Annotated in this window: 15 protein-coding genes, 1 tRNA gene and 1 other RNA gene; 12 read left to right on the forward strand and 5 right to left on the reverse strand. The window is 71.7% G+C overall.

The window, feature by feature from the left end; translation table 11 throughout:
• Nucleotides 1-123: 123 nt before the first annotated feature.
• A complete protein-coding gene (gene secA / locus OG767_RS06215; RefSeq protein ID WP_405092548.1) occupies nt 124-3,027 on the forward strand; it encodes a preprotein translocase subunit SecA in 2,904 nt (967 codons plus the stop codon).
• 306 nt (nt 3,028-3,333) lie between these two features.
• Here secA and OG767_RS06220 read toward each other — a convergent pair whose 3' ends face one another.
• Together OG767_RS06220 and OG767_RS06225 are read right to left on the reverse strand one after the other, a co-directional pair.
• Nucleotides 3,334-4,002, reverse strand: a complete 669-nt coding sequence (locus OG767_RS06220; protein ID WP_405092549.1) for an Rv3235 family protein — start codon at nt 4,000-4,002, stop codon at nt 3,334-3,336.
• A gap of 100 nt (nt 4,003-4,102) precedes the next feature.
• A complete protein-coding gene (locus tag OG767_RS06225; RefSeq protein WP_091060288.1) occupies nt 4,103-4,330 on the reverse strand; it encodes a helix-turn-helix domain-containing protein in 228 nt (75 codons plus the stop codon).
• Nucleotides 4,331-4,527: 197 nt separating this feature from the next.
• Between OG767_RS06225 and OG767_RS06230 the strand changes: the two genes are divergently transcribed.
• Nucleotides 4,528-5,037 carry a DUF6912 family protein gene (locus tag OG767_RS06230; RefSeq protein WP_405092550.1) on the forward strand — a complete coding sequence of 170 codons (510 nt, stop codon included), beginning with the start codon at nt 4,528-4,530 and terminating at the stop codon, nt 5,035-5,037.
• Nucleotides 5,038-5,052: 15 nt separating this feature from the next.
• On the opposite strand, the gene OG767_RS06235 is transcribed toward OG767_RS06230, so the two are convergent.
• The gene (locus tag OG767_RS06235; protein WP_405092551.1) at nt 5,053-6,051 is read right to left on the reverse strand and encodes a hypothetical protein; all 999 of its coding nucleotides are present in this window, start codon (nt 6,049-6,051) and stop codon (nt 5,053-5,055) included.
• Between the two features lie 424 nt (nt 6,052-6,475).
• Between OG767_RS06235 and pruA the strand changes: the two genes are divergently transcribed.
• From pruA to OG767_RS06275, 8 genes are all read left to right on the forward strand, one after another.
• A complete protein-coding gene (gene pruA, locus OG767_RS06240) occupies nt 6,476-8,104 on the forward strand; it encodes an L-glutamate gamma-semialdehyde dehydrogenase (protein WP_405092552.1) in 1,629 nt (542 codons plus the stop codon).
• 150 nt (nt 8,105-8,254) lie between these two features.
• Nucleotides 8,255-8,770, forward strand: coding sequence for a PadR family transcriptional regulator (locus tag OG767_RS06245; RefSeq protein WP_107157710.1), 516 nt, complete (start codon nt 8,255-8,257; stop codon nt 8,768-8,770).
• A 45-nt stretch (nt 8,771-8,815) separates the two neighbouring features.
• The gene (prfB, locus tag OG767_RS06250) at nt 8,816-9,937 is read left to right on the forward strand and encodes a peptide chain release factor 2 (protein WP_405092553.1); all 1,122 of its coding nucleotides are present in this window, start codon (nt 8,816-8,818) and stop codon (nt 9,935-9,937) included.
• A 118-nt stretch (nt 9,938-10,055) separates the two neighbouring features.
• Nucleotides 10,056-10,736: a cell division ATP-binding protein FtsE gene (gene ftsE, locus OG767_RS06255; protein ID WP_013284225.1), complete on the forward strand. Its 681-nt coding sequence runs from the start codon at nt 10,056-10,058 to the stop codon at nt 10,734-10,736.
• 67 nt (nt 10,737-10,803) lie between these two features.
• Nucleotides 10,804-11,679, forward strand: a complete 876-nt coding sequence (gene ftsX / locus OG767_RS06260; RefSeq protein WP_107157708.1) for a permease-like cell division protein FtsX — start codon at nt 10,804-10,806, stop codon at nt 11,677-11,679.
• A 133-nt stretch (nt 11,680-11,812) separates the two neighbouring features.
• Nucleotides 11,813-12,292, forward strand: a complete 480-nt coding sequence (smpB, locus tag OG767_RS06265; protein ID WP_107157789.1) for an SsrA-binding protein SmpB — start codon at nt 11,813-11,815, stop codon at nt 12,290-12,292.
• A 104-nt stretch (nt 12,293-12,396) separates the two neighbouring features.
• Nucleotides 12,397-12,772, forward strand: a transfer-messenger RNA (tmRNA) gene (gene ssrA / locus OG767_RS06270).
• A 306-nt stretch (nt 12,773-13,078) separates the two neighbouring features.
• Nucleotides 13,079-14,029 carry a hypothetical protein gene (locus tag OG767_RS06275; RefSeq protein WP_405092554.1) on the forward strand — a complete coding sequence of 317 codons (951 nt, stop codon included), beginning with the start codon at nt 13,079-13,081 and terminating at the stop codon, nt 14,027-14,029.
• A gap of 3 nt (nt 14,030-14,032) precedes the next feature.
• Here the strand turns inward: OG767_RS06275 and mdlC are convergent, their stop codons facing one another.
• Both mdlC and OG767_RS06285 read right to left on the reverse strand, forming a co-directional pair.
• Nucleotides 14,033-15,628 carry a benzoylformate decarboxylase gene (gene mdlC, locus OG767_RS06280; protein ID WP_405092555.1) on the reverse strand — a complete coding sequence of 532 codons (1,596 nt, stop codon included), beginning with the start codon at nt 15,626-15,628 and terminating at the stop codon, nt 14,033-14,035.
• 111 nt (nt 15,629-15,739) lie between these two features.
• Nucleotides 15,740-16,540, reverse strand: coding sequence for an S-methyl-5'-thioadenosine phosphorylase (locus OG767_RS06285; protein WP_405092556.1), 801 nt, complete (start codon nt 16,538-16,540; stop codon nt 15,740-15,742).
• 149 nt (nt 16,541-16,689) lie between these two features.
• Here OG767_RS06285 and OG767_RS06290 point away from each other — a divergent pair, with 149 nt between their 5' ends.
• Nucleotides 16,690-17,280, forward strand: coding sequence for a YqgE/AlgH family protein (locus OG767_RS06290; protein WP_107157788.1), 591 nt, complete (start codon nt 16,690-16,692; stop codon nt 17,278-17,280).
• Nucleotides 17,281-17,368: 88 nt separating this feature from the next.
• A tRNA-Ala gene (locus tag OG767_RS06295) sits at nt 17,369-17,441 on the forward strand.
• Nucleotides 17,442-17,692 lie beyond the last annotated feature (251 nt).

Raw genomic sequence — 17,692 nt, forward strand, 5'->3', positions numbered from 1 at the left:
GGTTGCTGCCCGCGTGCCCGCGGCGTTATGTCGGGTTCCCGGGTCCGGACCGCCGCCACCAGTGACCATCGCCGCGTCGGAGCGCCTACGATGGTTCGAGACCGTCTAGGGGAGCGTTGATCCGTGTCGATTCTGGAAAAGGTCCTTCGCGCCGGCGAGGGCCGCATGGTGCGTCGGCTGAAGGCCATCGCGGCCGCCGTCAACTCGATCGAGGACGACTACGTCAACCTCGACGACGACGAGCTGCGCGGCATGACCGACCAGTTCAAGGAGCGACTCGCCGACGGCGAGACCCTCGACGACCTGTTGCCCGAGGCGTTCGCGGTGTGCCGTGAGGCCGCCTCGCGGGTGCTCGGTCAGCGCCCCTACGACGTCCAGGTGATGGGCGGCGCGGCGCTGCACTTCGGCAACATCGCCGAGATGAAGACCGGTGAGGGCAAGACGCTGACCTCGGTCATGCCGGTCTACCTGAACGCGCTCGCCGGCAAGGGCGTGCACGTGATCACCGTGAACGACTACCTGGCCGAGCGCGACGCCGCGTGGATGGGCCGGGTGCACGAGTTCCTCGGGCTCTCCGTCGGGGTGGTGCTGCCGAACCGGCCCTCCACCGAGCACCGCGCGGCCTACGAGTGCGACATCACCTACGGCACCAACAACGAGTTCGGCTTCGACTACCTGCGCGACAACATGGCCTGGTCGAAGGAGGAGCTGGTCCAGCGCGGCCACTTCTTCGCGGTGGTCGACGAGGTCGACTCGATCCTCATCGACGAGGCCCGCACCCCGCTGATCATCTCCGGGCCGGCCGAGCACTCCGCCCGGTGGTACCAGGAGTTCGCCGGGGTGGTGGCCCGGCTCCAGCCCGGCACCGACGGCGAGGGCGACTACGAGGTCGACCACGCCAAGCGCACCATCGCGGTCAGCGAGCGCGGGGTGGCCCGGGTCGAGGACCGACTCGGCATCGACAACCTCTACGAGTCGGTCAACACGCCCCTGGTGGGCTACCTGAACAATGCCATCAAGGCCAAGGAGCTCTACAAGCGCGACAAGGACTACATCGTCAGCGACGGCGAGGTCCTGATCGTCGACGAGTTCACCGGCCGCATCCTGCACGGCCGCCGCTACAACGAGGGCATGCACCAGGCGATCGAGGCCAAGGAGGGGGTGGAGATCAAGCAGGAGAACCAGACCCTGGCCACCATCACCCTCCAGAACTACTTCCGCCTCTACGAGAAGCTGTCCGGCATGACCGGCACCGCGCAGACCGAGGCTGGCGAGTTCAACAAGGTCTACAAGGTTGGCGTCGTGACCATCCCGACGCACCGGCCGATGGTCCGGATGGACAAGCCCGACGTCATCTACAAGACCGAGAAGGCCAAGTTCAACGCCGTGGTGGAGGACATCGCCGAGCGGCACGAGCAGGGCCAGCCGGTGCTGGTCGGCACCGTCTCGGTGGAGAACTCCGAGATCCTGTCGCACATGCTGCGCCGCCGCGGCATCCCGCACTCGGTGTTGAACGCGAAGTTCCACGCCAAGGAGGCGGAGATCGTCGCCCAGGCCGGGCGCAAGGGCGCGGTCACGGTCGCCACCAACATGGCCGGCCGGGGCACCGACATCCTGCTCGGCGGCAACCCCGAGTTCCTCGCCGCCAACGACCTCCGCCAGCGCGGCCTCGACCCGGTCGAGCAGCCGGAGGAGTACGCCAAGGCGATGGAGGAGATCCTCCCGACCTGGAAGCAGGCCTGCGAGGCCGAGGCGGAGGAGGTCGCCGCCGCCGGTGGGCTCTACGTGCTGGGCACCGAGCGGCACGAGTCCCGCCGGATCGACAACCAGCTCCGGGGCCGGGCCGGCCGGCAGGGCGACCCGGGCGAGTCCCGGTTCTACCTGTCGCTCCAGGACGAGCTGATGAAGCGGTTCCGCGCGGGCGCGGTCGAGGCGGTGATGGACCGCTTCAACATCCCGGAGGACGTGCCCATCGAGTCGAAGATGGTCACCCGCCAGATCAAGAGCGCCCAGGCCCAGATCGAGGGCCAGAACGCCGAGATCCGCAAGAACGTCCTGAAGTACGACGAGGTGCTCAACAAGCAGCGCCAGGTGGTCTACGCCGAGCGCCTCCGGGTGCTCAACGGCGAGGACCTCTCCGACCAGGTCCGCAACATGATCGACGACACGGTCGGCGCGTACGTGGTGGGCGCCACCAGCGACGGCTACGCGGAGGACTGGGATCTCGACCAGCTCTGGTCCAGCCTGAAGCAGCTCTACCCGGTCGGCGTCACGGTCGAGGAGCTGGAGGAGGAGGTGGGCTCCCGGGCCGGCCTCGACCAGGACTTCCTGCTCGCCCGCCTCAAGGAGGACGCGCACGCCGCGTACGACCGGCGCGAGGAGACCCTCGGCGAGGAGGCGGTCCGCCAGTTGGAGCGGATGGTCCTGCTCCAGGTGATCGACCGCAAGTGGCGCGAGCACCTCTACGAGATGGACTACCTCCAGGAGGGCATCAGCCTGCGGGCGTACGCCCAGCGCGACCCGGTCATCGAGTACCAGCGCGAGGGCTTCGACATGTTCGCCACCATGATGGACGGCATCAAGGAGGAGACGGTCGGCTTCCTCTACAACCTCGACGTGCAGGTCGAGGAGGCCGCGCCGGAGGCCGAGGAGGTGGAGCTGCTGGAGAAGCCGGTGGAGATCCGCGCCAAGGGTCTCAACCGCACGCCGCAGCAGCAGGGTCTGCAATACTCCGCGCCCGCCGTCGACGGCGAGGCCGGTCGCGGCGCCCCGGTGATCGAGCGGGTCGAGCAGCAGGCGCCGGCGCTGGGCATCGGCCAGCCCGCGCCGGAGCGCCCGGCCGCCTCGACGCCGCGTCGGACCCCGGCCGGGGCGAGCGGCCAGGCGGCTGCCGCGAGCAGTGCCGCCCGGCGCTCCGCGTCCCCCCAGGTCGACGGCGGTGAGGGCCCGTCCCGGAACGCGCCCTGCCCGTGCGGCTCCGGCCGCAAGTACAAGCGCTGCCACGGCTCGCCCAACGGCGGCAACTGACCCCAGCGCCACCCGACGGGCCCCGGCCACCGGCCGGGGCCCGTCGGCGTTCGGTGGGCCTGTCGGGGCTCCTGTCTGCGCTGGTGTGCGTAGGTCGACCTGTGAGTGGGGTCGTCAACGAGTCCGCGATGTCGAGGGCCCCGGGCGTGCCCCTCGGCGGGGCCACCTTGATGCTCGTCGGGCCGGCCGGGTGGAAGCGGCCGGTTGATCATGAGGTTGACGGCATCAATGGAGATCAACACTGCCGTCAACCTCATGATCACGGCCGCGGAGGCGGGGGTGCTGCCGATCGACGAGGAGGGCGGGTCAGAGCACGTCCAGGACGAGGCAGAGCCAGTTGCCGCGGCGGTGTTCCAGGCGCACGGCGATGGCCCAACCGGTGCCGCCCGCACCGGCGAACACGGCGGTGGCCTCCACCGCGCCGGCCCGGGGTTCACAGACGCGCAGCCGGCGCAGGAGCAGGGCCGGCCGGGCGCTGCGGCGGCGGCCCGGGGTGACCCGCCGGGCCGCCCGGGTCAGCTCGGCCGACACCTGGGCGGCAGCCTCGGGCAGGCAGAGCGGCCGGAGCTGCCCGGGCGGCCGGAAGCCGTTGACGATCTCCAGGAACGTGCGCACGAACCGGTGGGCCGCCCGCGCAGCCTCGGGCGTGGCGGTGGCGAGGGTGGACGGTGGTGGCCCGGCGGGCGGCCGCCCGTCGCCGTCCCCGCTCGCGCCGGCGTCGCAGAGCGCGCTGCCCTCGCCCGGGGCGGTGCGGGGCGCGCCGGAGACGGACCAGCGCGGCCAGTTGGGAGCGCGGTCCGGAGCCCGGTTGGCGGGCCGGTCGGACTCCCGGCGACGCCTGTCGACCAGGTCGAGCGCGAGCTGGCCGACGTGGCTCCAGACCGCGTCCTCGTCGGTGCAGGGCGGGTCGAGCGGCGGGGCGGGGCGGAGACGGACCGGTGGACGCGGTGCCCGGGGACGGCGGGTGTCAACCATGTCAGCCCTCGAATCCTACGTTTGCCTGTGTTTGCCTCCGACAAACCTCATCTTCGAGCATGAAAAGCGTACGCGTCAATGGCTCACGGTTCGTGGAAGGTCACTCCACGTCGCGCTCGCCCAACGGGTTGCCGCGTACCCACTCGGCGGTCTCGGCGTACTTGCGCTCGATGTACTCCTCCAGGCGCGCGCGTTCGACCCGCCACTGACCCCGGCCGCCGATCTTGATCGCGGGCAGCTCACCGCTCCGGACCATGTGGTAGACCTGCGAGTCCGAGACGTTCAGCTCGGCGGCGACGTCGGAGAGCAGCAGGAACCTCGACTCCACGGTGACTCCCGGGGTTGGCTTCGTTTGCCTCAGTTTGCCACCAGCGAGCGACACCGTTGACGCCCGCTTCGGTGGACACACCGGTGGGACGCTTCTCCCCGGCGGGTGCCGGGTGTATGACGGTGTCGGCGTACGGCATGATCGGCGCCCGGAGCCGGCGTCCGCCGGCGAGCGGCGGAGAGTGCGGGGAGAGTGCGGTGACCGACGAGCTTGTCCGGGTGTACCTGCCGGCGACCGTCCCGATGCTGGCCCGGCTGCGGGACGAGGGCCTGGCCGCCGAGGCGGCGCACGCGGTCACCCCGGAGCTGCGCGAGTGGTACGCCGAGGGCGACGAGGAGGAGCTGGAGTACGTGGCCTTCACCCGGGCCGCCCAGGACGCGTTGCTCCTGCTGCGGGCCGACCCCGGCGCTCCCCGGCGGCGGGTGGTGGTCTCGGCCGACCTGCCGGCCCGCGCGGTGGGTCGGGTCGCCGGCGAGCTGGGCTCCAGCGTGGTCCGGCCGGCCGGCCCGGTGCCGGTGAAGTCCGTCGCCGCGATCCACGTGGACGGCGCGGACGCGGCCGGGGACGTGGCCGCCGCCGCCGACGTGGTGGCGCAGGCGCAGGCCGGCGACCCCGACGCCCAGTTCACCGTCGACGGCGTCGAGGACCACGAACTGGAGTGGTACGACGTCACGGAGCTGGACCTGCTGCTGCGCGACGCCGGCTGAGGGCCGACGGGCGGCTCAGGCCGCCGGCTCGTCCTCCTCGTCGTCGACGGCGCGCGGCCCGAGCGTGCGCCCGAAGACGATGAGCGTGGTGAGCGCGCCCACGAAGAGCACCCAGATCGCGTTGTCCACCCGGGAGGTGCCGAGCGCGGTCTGCGCCACCTGGTCGGCCTCGCTGAGCGCGGCGGCCAGGTCGAGCAGCCCGCGCCCACCGATCCGGATGATCACCTCGGTGAGCAGCAGGAGCAGCCCGGCGCCGGCGCCGGCCACCAGGTACGCCGGCCAGCGCAGCGACGACGCCCCGCCGTCCCGGCGCTCCGCGCGCCGGCGCGACCAGGCGAGGTAGAGGTACGCCACCAGGCCGGCGATCAGCCCGGCGAGCAGCGACTCCGTCCGGGACACCCACTTGGCGGCGTCCAGCACCGACTGCTGCGTCTCCCCGGCGCCGAACAGGTCGGAGAGCGGGTCCCGGGCGCGGCTGAACAGCACCACGAAGACCTGCGCGGCGAGCGTGGCGGCGGCGAGACCGGCCACCACCCGCGCCTGGCGCGCGCCGGCCGTCGCCCCGCCGATGATCGCGGCGGCGGCCGTGGTGCCGGCGATGGTGTTGGTGGTGGCGTTGTCGGCGTACGTGAGGTTGACGCCCACCGCGGCGGCGAGCCCGACCAGCAGGCCGGCGCCGACGGTGGCCAGGAAGCGCAGCGAGGCGCGGCCCAGCCGGTTCGTGGCCGCCAGCGCGACGGTGGCGCCGGTGACCAGCGCCGCGGTGATCACGCCGGGGAGCGCGTACGCGGAGAGGCTGATCGCGGTGACCCCGGCCGCGGTCGAGGTGATCGCCTCCCGGGTCGACCAGAGCATGGCCACCAGCCAGGCGAGCGACAGCACGGCCAGCGGCAGCGCGCCCGGCGCGTACCCCGGCCGGCCGGCGGCGGTGCCGACCTGGCCGGCGACGGGCGGCGCGTCGGCCTCGGGCCGGTCCGGTTCCGCGGCCGTGGAGCTGCCGGGCTGGTTGCTCATCGTCTCCCTTTCGACGGCTGCCGGATCGCCCCGCGCGGGCCGGGCAGGTCACCGGCCATCCAGCGTACGCGTCCCGCGACGCCGCTCCGGCGGGCCCGCCGCGGTGGCCGACCGCCGGCGGGGACGGCGGGGCTGCCGCCGTTCGGCCCGACGAGGGCTCTGACGAATCGTCGACCCGACGCTCTCTGTTCTGACGTTTCGTCGGGTGGAGGCCACTCCTGCCGATGGTCCGGAGAGGGTGGGTGCGTCCGATCTCCCGGCCCGCACCCGGGGAGCCCGGGCCGACGGGAACGCCGCGTGACAGAATCGGCGCAGGTCCCGCCGCCGCGACCGGTCCGCCGCGTGGTGTCCGGCACCCGGCCGCCCGGCCGGTGCCCGCGGGTCCGGTTTCGCCATCGCCGTCGAGATCGCACAGGAGCCTGTGATGGACGCCGTGTTCTCCGTCCCCGAGCCGCGCAACGAGCCGGTCCACACCTACGAGCCCGGCAGCGCCGACCGGGAGCGGCTCCAGCGGCGGCTGGCCGAGCTGGCCGCCGAGCGGATCGAGCTGCCGATGACCATCGCCGGCGCGCAGCGGATGGCCGGCGGCGAGTCGATCGACGTGGTCCAGCCGCACAAGCACGCGCACGTGCTGGGCGTCACCGGGCACGCCACCCACGACGACGCCCGCGCCGCCGTCGAGGCGGCCAAGGACGCCGCCCCGATGTGGCGGGCACTGCCGTTCGAGGAGCGGGCCGCGATTTTCCTGCGCGCCGCCGACCTGCTGGCCGGCCCCTGGCGGGACACGCTCAACGCGGCCACCATGCTGGGCCAGTCCAAGACCGCCGTCCAGGCCGAGATCGACGCCGCGTGCGAGCTGATCGACTTCCTCCGGTTCAACGTCCACTTCGCCCGCCGGCTCCTGGCCGAGCAGCCGATGTCCTCGCCCGGCGTGTGGAACCGCTTCGACCACCGGCCGCTGGAGGGCTTCGTCTACGCGGTCACGCCGTTCAACTTCACCGCCATCGCCGGCAACCTGCCGTCCGCGCCGGCCATGCTCGGCAACACAGTGGTCTGGAAGCCGGGCCCGACCCAGCAGTTCGCCGCGCACTTCACCATGCGGCTGTTCGAGGCGGCCGGCCTGCCGCCCGGTGTGATCAACATGGTCACCGGGCGCGGCGAGGAGGTCTCCGACGTGGTGCTCGCCGACCCCGACCTGGCCGGCATCCACTTCACCGGCTCCACCAAGGTCTTCCAGCAGCTCTGGCGCACGGTCGGCGAGAACATCGCCCGCTACCGGGGCTACCCGCGACTGGTCGGCGAGACCGGCGGCAAGGACTTCGTGGTGGCGCACACCAGCGCCGACGTGGACGCGCTGCACACCGCGCTGCTCCGGGGCGCCTACGAGTACCAGGGCCAGAAGTGCTCGGCCGCCTCGCGGGCGTACGTGCCGCGCTCCATCTGGGAGGGCGGGCTGCGGGACCGGCTCGCCGCCTCCGCGGACGCGCTGACCTACGGCGACGTGACCGACTTCAGCAACTTCGGCGGCGCGGTCATCGACGACCGGGCGTTCGGCCGGCACACCGCCGCGCTGGAGCTGATCAAGGGCGACGACAGTTGCCGCGTGCTGGCCGGCGGCACCGCCGACGACTCGGTCGGCTGGTTCGTCCGGCCGACGCTCTTCGAGTGCTCGGACGCCGCGCACGAGACGTTCACCACCGAGTACTTCGGGCCGATCCTGGGCGTGCACGTCTTCGACGACGCCCGGTTCGACGACGTGGTCGCCCAGGCCGAGTCGATCGCGCCGTACGCGCTGACCGGGTCGATCTTCGCGACCGACCGCCGGGTGGTCGACCAGGTGGCGGAGAAGATGCGGTACGCGGCCGGCAACTTCTACATCAACGACAAGCCGACCGGCGCGGTGGTCGGGCAGCAGCCGTTCGGCGGCGCCCGGGCCAGCGGCACCAACGACAAGGCGGGCTCCTGGCACAACCTGCTCCGCTGGACGTCGCCCCGGACGATCAAGGAAACCTTCGTCCCCCCGACCGACCACACCTACCCGCACATGGGCTGAGGTGTAAGGAGGGGCCCCTTCTTAACGTCTTCGGTAGAGGCGGGGCCCCTTCTTACTGTCGTCGGTCGACGGTGCACTCTGGACCGCCTACGAGTGGCGAAAACGGCAAATCCTGGACGCCAGAGCCGACAAAGTGGCAGCTTAGAGGGCATGGCGGAATCCGGAGTCAACCCGACGGCGGCGGCCCTGCTCGGCCTGCTGCACGACGGCCCGATGACTGGCGGCCAGTTGATGGCCGCCGCCGAGCGCCGGCTGGCGCCGTACTGGTCGATGACCCGTAGCCAGGTCTACCGGGAGCTGCCGGTGCTGGCCGAGAAGGGTCTGGTGCGTCTCGGCAAGCCCGGGCCGCGGATGAGCCAGCCGTACGCGCTCACGGCGGCCGGGAAACGGACATTCTCCCGCTGGCTCGCGGAGAATCCCGGCAAGGACACCATCCGCAACCCGGTGGCGCTGCGGATCGCGTTCGGCAACCTGCACTCGGCGAGCCAGCTCAAGAACCTGTACGCCTCGGCCAACGAGTACCACACCGAGGCGCTGGCGGCGGTGCGCGAGCAGGTCAAGAACGCGAAGAAGGAGGGCGACGGCTACGATGCCAGCGCGCTGGAGTTCGCGGTCGCCTACCATCGGGCGGCGCTGTCCTGGCTGAAGACCGCGCCGGCCGGCTGACCACCTGCGGCGAACGCGCTGGACTAGGCAGTAGTCTTGTCTGTCGTGACCGCTGCCGATTATGCCGAACAGCTCAAGGAACTCGACGCCACGCTGCGCAACATCGAGGCCGTGCTCGACCTCGACAAGCTGCGCGAGCAGAAGGCCCGCCTGGAGCAGGAGGCCTCCGCGCCCGACCTGTGGGACGACCAGGCCAAGGCGCAGGCGGTGACGTCGCAGCTGTCGTACGTCAACGGCGAGATCACCAAGCTGGGGGACCTGCGCTCCCGGCTCGACGACGCCGGCGTGCTGCTGGAGCTGGCCCAGGCGGAGTCCGACCCGGCCGCGCTGACCGAGGTCGAGTCGGAGATCACCGGGCTGACCAAGGCCATCCAGGAGATGGAGGTCCGCACGCTGCTCTCCGGCGAGTACGACTCCCGGGAGGCGCTGGTCGCCATCCGGGCCGGCGCCGGTGGCGTGGACGCCGCGGACTTCGCCGAGATGCTGCTGCGGATGTACCTGCGCTGGGCGGAGCGCCACGGCTACCCGACCGAGGTCTACGAGACGTCCTACGCCGAGGAGGCCGGCCTGAAGTCGGCCACCTTCACGGTGAAGGTGCCCTACGCCTTCGGCACGCTCAGCGTGGAGTCCGGCACCCACCGGCTGGTGCGGATCAGCCCGTTCGACAACCAGGGCCGCCGGCAGACCAGCTTCGCCGGCGTCGAGGTGCTGCCGGTGGTGGAGCAGACCGACCACATCGACATCCCCGAGAACGAGATGCGGATCGACGTCTACCGGTCCTCCGGCCCGGGTGGGCAGAGCGTCAACACCACCGACTCGGCGGTCCGGATCACCCACATCCCGACCGGCATCGTGGTCACCTGCCAGAACGAGAAGTCCCAGCTCCAGAACAAGGCGTCCGCGCTGCGGGTGCTCCAGGCCCGGCTGCTGGAGCGCAAGCGGCAGGAGGAGCAGGCCAAGATGGCCGGCCTGAAGACCGACGCCGCCGGCTCGTGGGGCGACCAGATGCGGTCGTACGTCCTGCACCCGTATCAGATGGTGAAGGATCTGCGTACCGAGCAGGAGACGGGCAATCCGTCCGCGGTCTTCGACGGCGAGCTGGACAGCTTCATCGAAGCGGGTATCCGCTGGCGGAAGCAGCAGCAGCTCACCGCTGACAGTGTGTGATCACCCTCGAACGCAGCGCGTCATCGATCTCGGTCTGACCCGGCAAATCGATGACGCGCACCGCATCTGAGGGGCGTGGGGCTTGGCTCTGCGGTTACACCGCGTAGACTACCGACCCGTGATTCAGCTTGAGCAAGTGACGAAGACGTACCCGAAGGCGTCCCGGCCTTCGCTCGACAACGTGTCCGTCTCGATCGAGAAGGGCGAGTTCGTCTTCTTCATCGGTCCATCCGGCTCCGGCAAGTCCACCATCATCAAGTTGCTGCTGCACGAGGTCACGCCCAACAAGGGTCGCGTCGTCGTCAACGGCAAGGACGTCACGTCGATGCGTTCCTGGAAGCGACCCCACTTCCGGCGTTCCATCGGCTGCGTCTTCCAGGACTTCCGGCTGCTGCCGAACCGCACCGCGTACGAGAACGTGGCGTTCGCGCTGGAGGTGATCGGCAAGACGAAGGCGGTCGCCCGTCGGGTCGTACCGGAGGTGCTGGAGCTGGTTGGTCTCGGTGGCAAGGAGCACCGCTACCCGCACGAGCTCTCCGGTGGTGAGCAGCAGCGTGTGGCGGTGGCCCGGGCGTTCGTGAACCGGCCGCTGATCCTGCTGGCCGACGAGCCCACCGGAAACCTGGACCCGGACACCTCGATCGAGATCATGCGCCTGCTGGACCGGATCAACCGCACCGGCACGACCGTCGTGATGGTCACGCACGACTCCAACATCGTGAACCAGATGCGGCGCCGGGTGATCGAGATCGAGAGCGGCCGCATCGTGCGCGACCAGGCCCGCGGCGTCTACGGCTGAGCCGACAAGGCAGCCCGAAGACCCCGACGACGAACACCTCACGCCGGAGAGCCGGAGGAATATCCCGATGCGGATGAAGTACGTCCTGTCCGAGGTACTGGTCGGACTGTGGCGCAACGTCACCATGACGGTCGCCATGATCATCACCATGGCGGTGTCGCTGTTCATGCTGGGCGGCAGCGGCCTTCTGTACCAGAAGGTCGGCGACATGAAGGATCTCTACTACGAGAACGTCCAGGTGTCGATCTTCCTGAAGACCGACGTCCAGGAGCAGCAGCGGACCGACCTGGAGACCAAGCTCAACGCCGACCCGCTGGTCAAGGACGTCACGTACGTCAACAAGGACGAGGCGTACAAGCGCTTCCAGCAGATGTACGCCGACGCGCCCGACCTGGTGAACGCGGTCAAGCCGGACCAGCTGCCGGAGTCGTTCCGGCTCACGCTGAACGATCCGCAGCAGTACAAGCAGATCTACGACCAGTACAAGACCGCCGAGGGAATCGACACGATCGTCGACCAGTCCAAGCTGCTCGACAAGGTCTTCGGCGTGCTCACCGGCATCCAGAACGGCGCGTTGGCGCTGGCCATCGTGATGGCCGCCGCCGCCCTGCTGCTGGTCGCGAACACCATCCAGGTGGCCGCGTACAGCAAGCGCCGTGAGGTCGCGGTCATGAAGCTGGTCGGCGCCTCGAACTGGTTCATCCAGGCGCCGTTCGTGCTGGAGGCGGTGGTGGCCGGCCTGATCGGCTCCATCCTCGGCCTGCTCGCGCTGATCGGCGTGAAGACACTCGCGGCCGGCAGCTCGATGGCGGCGCTGGAGGGCTTGATCACCCCGATCTCCTGGTCCGAGATCTTCCTGACCTTCCCGCTGATGGCCGCCGTCGGTGGCCTGGTCAGCGCCATCACCGCCTGGGTCACGCTCCGCTTCTACCTGCGGGTCTAGTTACCCGTACGGCTCTGGCGAAGAGCCCTTCCGTGCCGGAATAAACGGCGCGGGAGGGCTCTTGTGGTTCCGGTAGCATGATCTTCGCTCGTCGGCCGCCGGCCGGGGAGCCGGCGGAAAGGGGGTGGCGCCGATGCCACGGGAAAAGGGTCGCAAGGTGGTCGCCTCCAACAAGAAGGCGCGGCACGACTACGCCATCCTCGACACGTACGAGGCGGGCATGGCGTTGACCGGCACCGAGGTGAAGTCGCTGCGGGCCGGTCGGGCGTCGCTCGTCGACGCGTTCGCGCAGGAGCGCGACGGCGAGCTGTACCTGCACGGCATGCACATCCCGGAGTACACGCAGGGCACCTGGACCAACCACGAGCCCCGGCGGACCCGCAAGCTGCTGCTCAACCGGTTGGAGATCGACCGGCTGATCGGCAAGACCCGCGAGGGCGGCCTCACCATGGTCCCGTTGCAGGTCTACTTCTCGGACGGCTGGGCCAAGGTGGAGATCGCCCTGGCCAAGGGCAAGAAGTCGTACGACAAGCGGCAGGATCTGGCCAAGCGGGATGCCGACCGGGAGATCCAGCGGGCGGCGGGCCGGCGCGGCAAGGGCATGGACGACTGATTCGTCATGTTCGTCCGGTTCGGCGCGTCCGGGCGGGGCTCGGGATGAAACCCGTTGCGGGAGGCGTTAGGCTTGTCAGTGCCACCACATGGGTGGCCTGTCGAGGGGGTGACTGGTTTCGACTTCGTACGCAGCGACAGGGGAAGCGAGCCGAGGAAGCCGACGTCGTCTCGAGAATCGGTCGTCGGAAACCAATAAGCGCCAAGAACAATCGCGCTGACTTCGCTCTCGCCGCCTGAGGCGAGTAGCAAGTCTGTCGGCCTGGGAGTGCCTTCGACCCAGTTAGCCGGCATCAGCTAGAAGGCTGGCCAATCGGACCCGGTCGCGGGGTCCGTGCGGCGAGATTAATCAGCGACTGGGCCCGTCACACCAACTTGCTCGCGTGAGCGGTGGGGCCGAGTAGAGGCACAGCGAGCTGCGCTCGGAGAAGCCCTGACAAACCGGCGAAGGACCCGGGTTCGATTCCCGGCACCTCCACCACCTTGACCTGTGCGCCCCGGTCCACCGGACCGGGGCGCACAGTCGTCCCCGCCCCCGAACGCGACGCCCCCGCACCCCGCCGGGGCGACGCTCCCGCACCCCGGGGCGCGACGCCCCGGCGCCCTGTTTCACGGAAATAGTGGCTAACTGGGCCCAGAAGGCCACTCTTTCCGTGAAACAGGCGCATAGGGCGGCGCGTGGCGGCGGGCGCGACGCGTGGGGCGCGGCGCGTGGTGGGTGGGGCACGGGTGGGGGGAGAGCGGGGGAGGGTGGGAACCGGAGGTGGGGGATCAGCGTCTGATCCGTATGCGCCGATCGATCGCCCTGCTCGGGCTGCCGCTGCTGGTCCTCTCCGGATGCGCCGCGCCCGGCGTCGGGTCGGGCGCGCCGCCGCCCGCCGCGCCGGACCAGCGCCCCGCGTTCACCCAGCGCGCCGACGAGGTGGCCGCGCGGTGGCGGCCCGGACCGCAGTGGCGCGACGGGTACGTGCCGCTCCAGGACGCCACCGTGCTCGGCGGCGATCCCGGCTTCACCGAGGAGACCAGGGCGGCGTTCGCCGCCGGCTGGTACCGGGATCAGATCGCGATGCCGACCGCCGTTCCGCCGCAGGGCTCGATCCGCTTCCCCGACGGCGTGCTGCGGGTGCCGCTGGTCAGCGCCGCCGACGCGTACGCCCAACTGGACCGGGGCGATCCGCCACCCTGCGACGGTCGCCCCCGTGGACCGGAGCCGGCCGACGCGACCGCCGCGCCGGGCCCGGACGACCCGGTGTCGACCACCGCGCCCACCCCGTGCATCCCGCTCACCGTCACCTCGGTGCGGCTGGGCAGCGCGCCGGTGTGGACCAGCCGGGGCCGGGCCGACGTGCCGGCCTGGCTGTTCACCGTGGCGGAACTGGCCGCGCCGGTGGCCCGGCTGGCGGTCGCGCCGCGCGCGGTCGGCACGGTGCCCGGCGGCGCGGCGGACACCGGCCCGCTGCCGGCCGGCCTGGTCGCCGCGCAGGAGTTGCGGACGGTGGCGGCCGACCGGCTCGACTACCTGGTCGGCGTCGGCGTCTGCGACGGCGCGCCGACCCCGCTGGTGCGGGAAGGACCGGACGTGGTGGTGGTCGGCGCCGCCGTGGTCCCCGCCACCGGCCCCTGCACCATGCAACTCGCGATGAAGCCGGTCAGCGTCCCGCTCACCGCCCCGCTGGGGGACCGTACGGTCCTGGACGTCGGCAGCGGCGCGCCGCTGATCGTCCGCACCGGCGGGTGAGGGTCACAGGATCCGGGGTACCTCGGTGCTGATCGGCACCGGCAGCACCGTGGGCCGGTCCGCGTTCAGCGCCCGGGCCAGCGCCGGGCCGAGCGCGTCCGGCGACGCCACCACCTCGGCCGCGCAGCCGTAGCCACGGGCCACCGCCGTGAGGTCCAGTCCGGGCAGGTCCAGCGCCGGTACGCCCGGGGTGTGCTTCAGCTCGGCGAACGCCTTCAGGATCGCGTACTGCTGGTTCACCGGGACCACGACGGGCAGCGCCAGGCCCAGCCGCGCCGCGGTCCACAACGCCTGCACCGAGTAGTGGATCGAGCCGTCCCCGATCACCGCGACCACCGGCCGGCCGCGCCGGGTGTCCCGCTCGGCCAGCGCCAGGCCCACCGCCGCCGGCAGCCCGAACCCGAGTCCGCCGCTGGCCATGGTGAAGTACGAGCGCGGTCGGTCGATCCGCAGCCGGCGGCGCAGTGCGGCCAGGTTGGACGGTGACTCCTGCACCAGCACCCCGTCCGCCGGCCAGGCGGCGGCCAGCGCCGCGAAGAGCGCGTCCGCGCTGGGCGGCTCGGCCGGCTCGGGCGGGGCGGGCGGATCCCGGGGCGGCGGCGCGGGCCGGTCGGTCGGCGGGAGCAGCTCCCGCAGCGCGGCCAGCACCAGCTTGGCGTTGCCGAGCAGGCTGTCCCCGACCGGGGCCCGGCCCGCCTCGTCCGGGTCGTCGGTGACGTGCAGCAGCCGGGCGTCGCCGGGCAGGTAGTCGCCCGGCACGTGCGGGTAGTAGCGGAACACCGGGGCGCCCACCACCAGCACCACGTCGTGGCCGCGCAGCGCCGCCGACAGCGGCCCGATCGCGTACGGCAGCACGCCCCGGAACTGCGGGTGGCGTTCGGGGAAGACGGCCCGTTCCGGTGCCGGGGCGGCCCAGACCGGGGTGGCCAGCCGTTCGGCCAGCGCGACCGCCTCCGGCCAGGCGTCGGCCCGGTCCACGGCCGCGCCCAGCACCAGCACCGGGGCGCGGGCGGTGGCCAGCGTGGTGGCGAAGTCGCGCAGCCGGTCCGGGTCCGGCCCGATCCGGGTGGCCACGGTCCGCACCGGCGGCGGCGGGTCGGCGGGCCGGTCCCAGTCGTCCATCGGCAGGGACAGGAAGACCGGCCCGGCGGGCGGCTGCGCCGCCGTGGCGTACGCCCGCATGAACGCCGCCGGGATGTCCTGCGCGCGGGCCGGCTCGTGCGCCCACTTGACGTACGGCTGGGGCAGCTCGACCGCCCGGGGGCTGGCCAGGCGCGGCTCGATCAGCAGCATCTCGCGGGTCTGCTGGCCGGCGCTGACGATCAGCGGGGTCCGGTTGTGCCAGGCGGTGACCAGGTTGCCCATGCCGTTGCCGGTGCCCGGCGCGGTGTGCAGGTTGACGTGCGCGGGCCGCCCGGTGCCCTGCGCGTAGCCGTCGGCCATGGCGACCGCGGACGCCTCCTGGAGCGCGTGCACGTAGTGGAAGTCGGCCGGGAAGCCGGCGAGGAACGGCTCCTCGGTGGAGCCGGGGTTGCCGAAGACGGTGGTCAGCCCGAGCCCGCGCAGCAGGTCGTAGGTCGCCTCGCGGACCGTCGCCATCGCCGGCTGCCTCCATCCCTGGCCGCGGTGCCGGGGACGGCGTGGCACCCGGTCCCCGACCCACCGAATCTAGCGGGCCGAGGCGGACTTTTCGGGCGCTTCGCCGGGGGTTCAGGGCAGCGGGAACGGCAGCGTGATGCCGTCCAGCGTGGTCCCGCAGGGGCAGTCCCGCGTGGTGGGCAGCGCGGCGACCGCGTCCAGCAGCAGCTCGCGCAGCCGGTCGGTGTTCTCCGCGAAGACCCGGAACACCTCCTCCTGGGTGACCGACTCGCCCGCCTCGACGCCCGCGTCCAGGTCGGTGACAAGCGCGATGGAGGAGTAGCAGAGGGCCAACTCGCGGGCCAGCACCGCCTCCGGGTGCCCGGTCATGTTGACCACCGCGCCGCCCATCGAGGTGAACCAGCGAGACTCCGCACGGGAGGAGAAACGCGGGCCCTCGACCACCACCACCGTCCCGCCGTCCACCGCCGGCACGTCCCGCCGGGCCGCCGCGTCCAGCAGCGTCCGCCGCCCGGCCGGGCAGTACGGATCGGCGAACGAGACGTGCACCGCCCCCTGGTCGTAGTAGGTCTGCGCCCGCCCGCTGGTGCGGTCGATGAGCTGGTCCGGCACCACGAACGTGCCCGGACCCAGCTCCGGCCGGAGCCCGCCGACCGCACAGGGCGCCAGCACCTGGCGTACGCCGAGGGAGCGCAACGCCCACAGGTTGGCGCGGTAGGGGATCAGGTGCGGGGGGTGCCGGTGGTCCCGACCGTGTCGCGGCAGGAACGCCACCCGCCGGCCGCCCACCTCGGCGACCGTGATCGGGTCCGACGGCGCGCCGTACGGGGTGTCCACCACGTGCTCCACGCCGTCGAGCAGGGCGTAGAGACCCGACCCGCCGATCACCGCCAGTTCCGCCTGCGCCGCCATCCGGTCCTCCCTCGATCCGTCGCGATCACCCGACGGTCAGACCTTAGCCAGCGGGCGGGACGCAAGCTATGGTGCGTGACATGGCGTTGACAGCGTGGACGGTCGACGACGGAGGGCCCGCGCGGGCGCACGGCTGACGGGTGTCGGACATGCAGGGTGAGGGGCAGGCGATCGGTGGCCGAGCCATGGAGTCGATGACCGGACGGCTGCTGGTCGCGACACCCGTGCTCAAGGACCCGAACTTCGACCGTACGGTCGTGCTGCTGGTCGCCCACGAGCCCGGCGGCGCGCTCGGCGTGGTGCTGAACCGGGCCACCGAGGTCCCGGTGGCCGACGTGCTCGGTGACTGGAGCGACCTGGCCCGCGAGCCGGCGGTGCTCTTCGAGGGCGGCCCGGTGCAGCCCGACTCGGCCATCTGCCTGGCCCGGATGCGCCACCCGGTCCAACCGGTCAAGGGCTTCCACCGGGTCTCCGGCGCGGTCGGCACCATCGACCTCTCGGTCGACCCGGAGAAGCTGCGCGACGCCGTCGGTGGGATCCGGGTCTTCGCCGGCTACTCCGGCTGGGGCGCCGGCCAGTTGGAGCGGGAGATCGAGGAGGGGTCCTGGTTCGTGCTGGACGCGCTGCCCGGTGACGCCTTCGTCGACCGGCCGGACGATCTCTGGCCGATGGTGCTGCGCCGGCAGGGCGGCATGATGGCGGCGGTGGCCCACTTCCCGCCGGACGTGGCGCTCAACTGACCCGCCCGGGGGGACCCCCGCGAGATGACCATGGCGGGCGGCGTGTGTATAGTTCTTCCCGTGCCCGGGCGACCGGGGACGACCGCAAGGGGCCGTGGCGCAGCTGGTAGCGCACCACACTGGCAGTGTGGGGGTCAGGGGTTCGAGTCCCCTCGGCTCCACCTTGTGTTTGCGCAGTTAAGGCGGCACTTCTCATCGAGAAGTGCCGCCTTTCTCGATCTTTTGGGTCACGGATTTCGTCACAGCTGCGCCCCGCACTCCACCCGGGCGACAAGATCGGCCACCGGTTCCAGGCCGCGCCCTACCGGTGCGGGCCTAGTCTTCTCTCGGTCACCCTTCGTGAGATCGACGATTGCGTCTGTCCGGTTCTGGGTGCGTCATCCTCACCATTTGTGTTCGGGTCTTGACGCCG

The sequence above is a fragment of the Micromonospora sp. NBC_01392 genome, from assembly GCF_045040125.1.
Classification (GTDB): Bacteria; Actinomycetota; Actinomycetes; order Mycobacteriales; family Micromonosporaceae; genus Micromonospora.

What these genes read in the sequence shown, in the direction of transcription:
- OG767_RS06220 (WP_405092549.1), bottom strand. Translation starts at nt 4,002, where the DNA reads ATGGTTGACACCCGCCGTCCCCGGGCACCGCGTCCACCGGTCCGTCTC.
- OG767_RS06235 (WP_405092551.1), bottom strand. Translation starts at nt 6,051, where the DNA reads ATGAGCAACCAGCCCGGCAGCTCCACGGCCGCGGAACCGGACCGGCCC.
- pruA (WP_405092552.1), top strand. Translation starts at nt 6,476, where the DNA reads ATGGACGCCGTGTTCTCCGTCCCCGAGCCGCGCAACGAGCCGGTCCAC.
- OG767_RS06245 (WP_107157710.1), top strand. Translation starts at nt 8,255, where the DNA reads ATGGCGGAATCCGGAGTCAACCCGACGGCGGCGGCCCTGCTCGGCCTG.
- ftsX (WP_107157708.1), top strand. Translation starts at nt 10,804, where the DNA reads ATGCGGATGAAGTACGTCCTGTCCGAGGTACTGGTCGGACTGTGGCGC.
- smpB (WP_107157789.1), top strand. Translation starts at nt 11,813, where the DNA reads ATGCCACGGGAAAAGGGTCGCAAGGTGGTCGCCTCCAACAAGAAGGCG.
- OG767_RS06275 (WP_405092554.1), top strand. Translation starts at nt 13,079, where the DNA reads ATGCGCCGATCGATCGCCCTGCTCGGGCTGCCGCTGCTGGTCCTCTCC.
- mdlC (WP_405092555.1), bottom strand. Translation starts at nt 15,628, where the DNA reads ATGGCGACGGTCCGCGAGGCGACCTACGACCTGCTGCGCGGGCTCGGG.
- OG767_RS06285 (WP_405092556.1), bottom strand. Translation starts at nt 16,540, where the DNA reads ATGGCGGCGCAGGCGGAACTGGCGGTGATCGGCGGGTCGGGTCTCTAC.
- OG767_RS06290 (WP_107157788.1), top strand. Translation starts at nt 16,690, where the DNA reads ATGCAGGGTGAGGGGCAGGCGATCGGTGGCCGAGCCATGGAGTCGATG.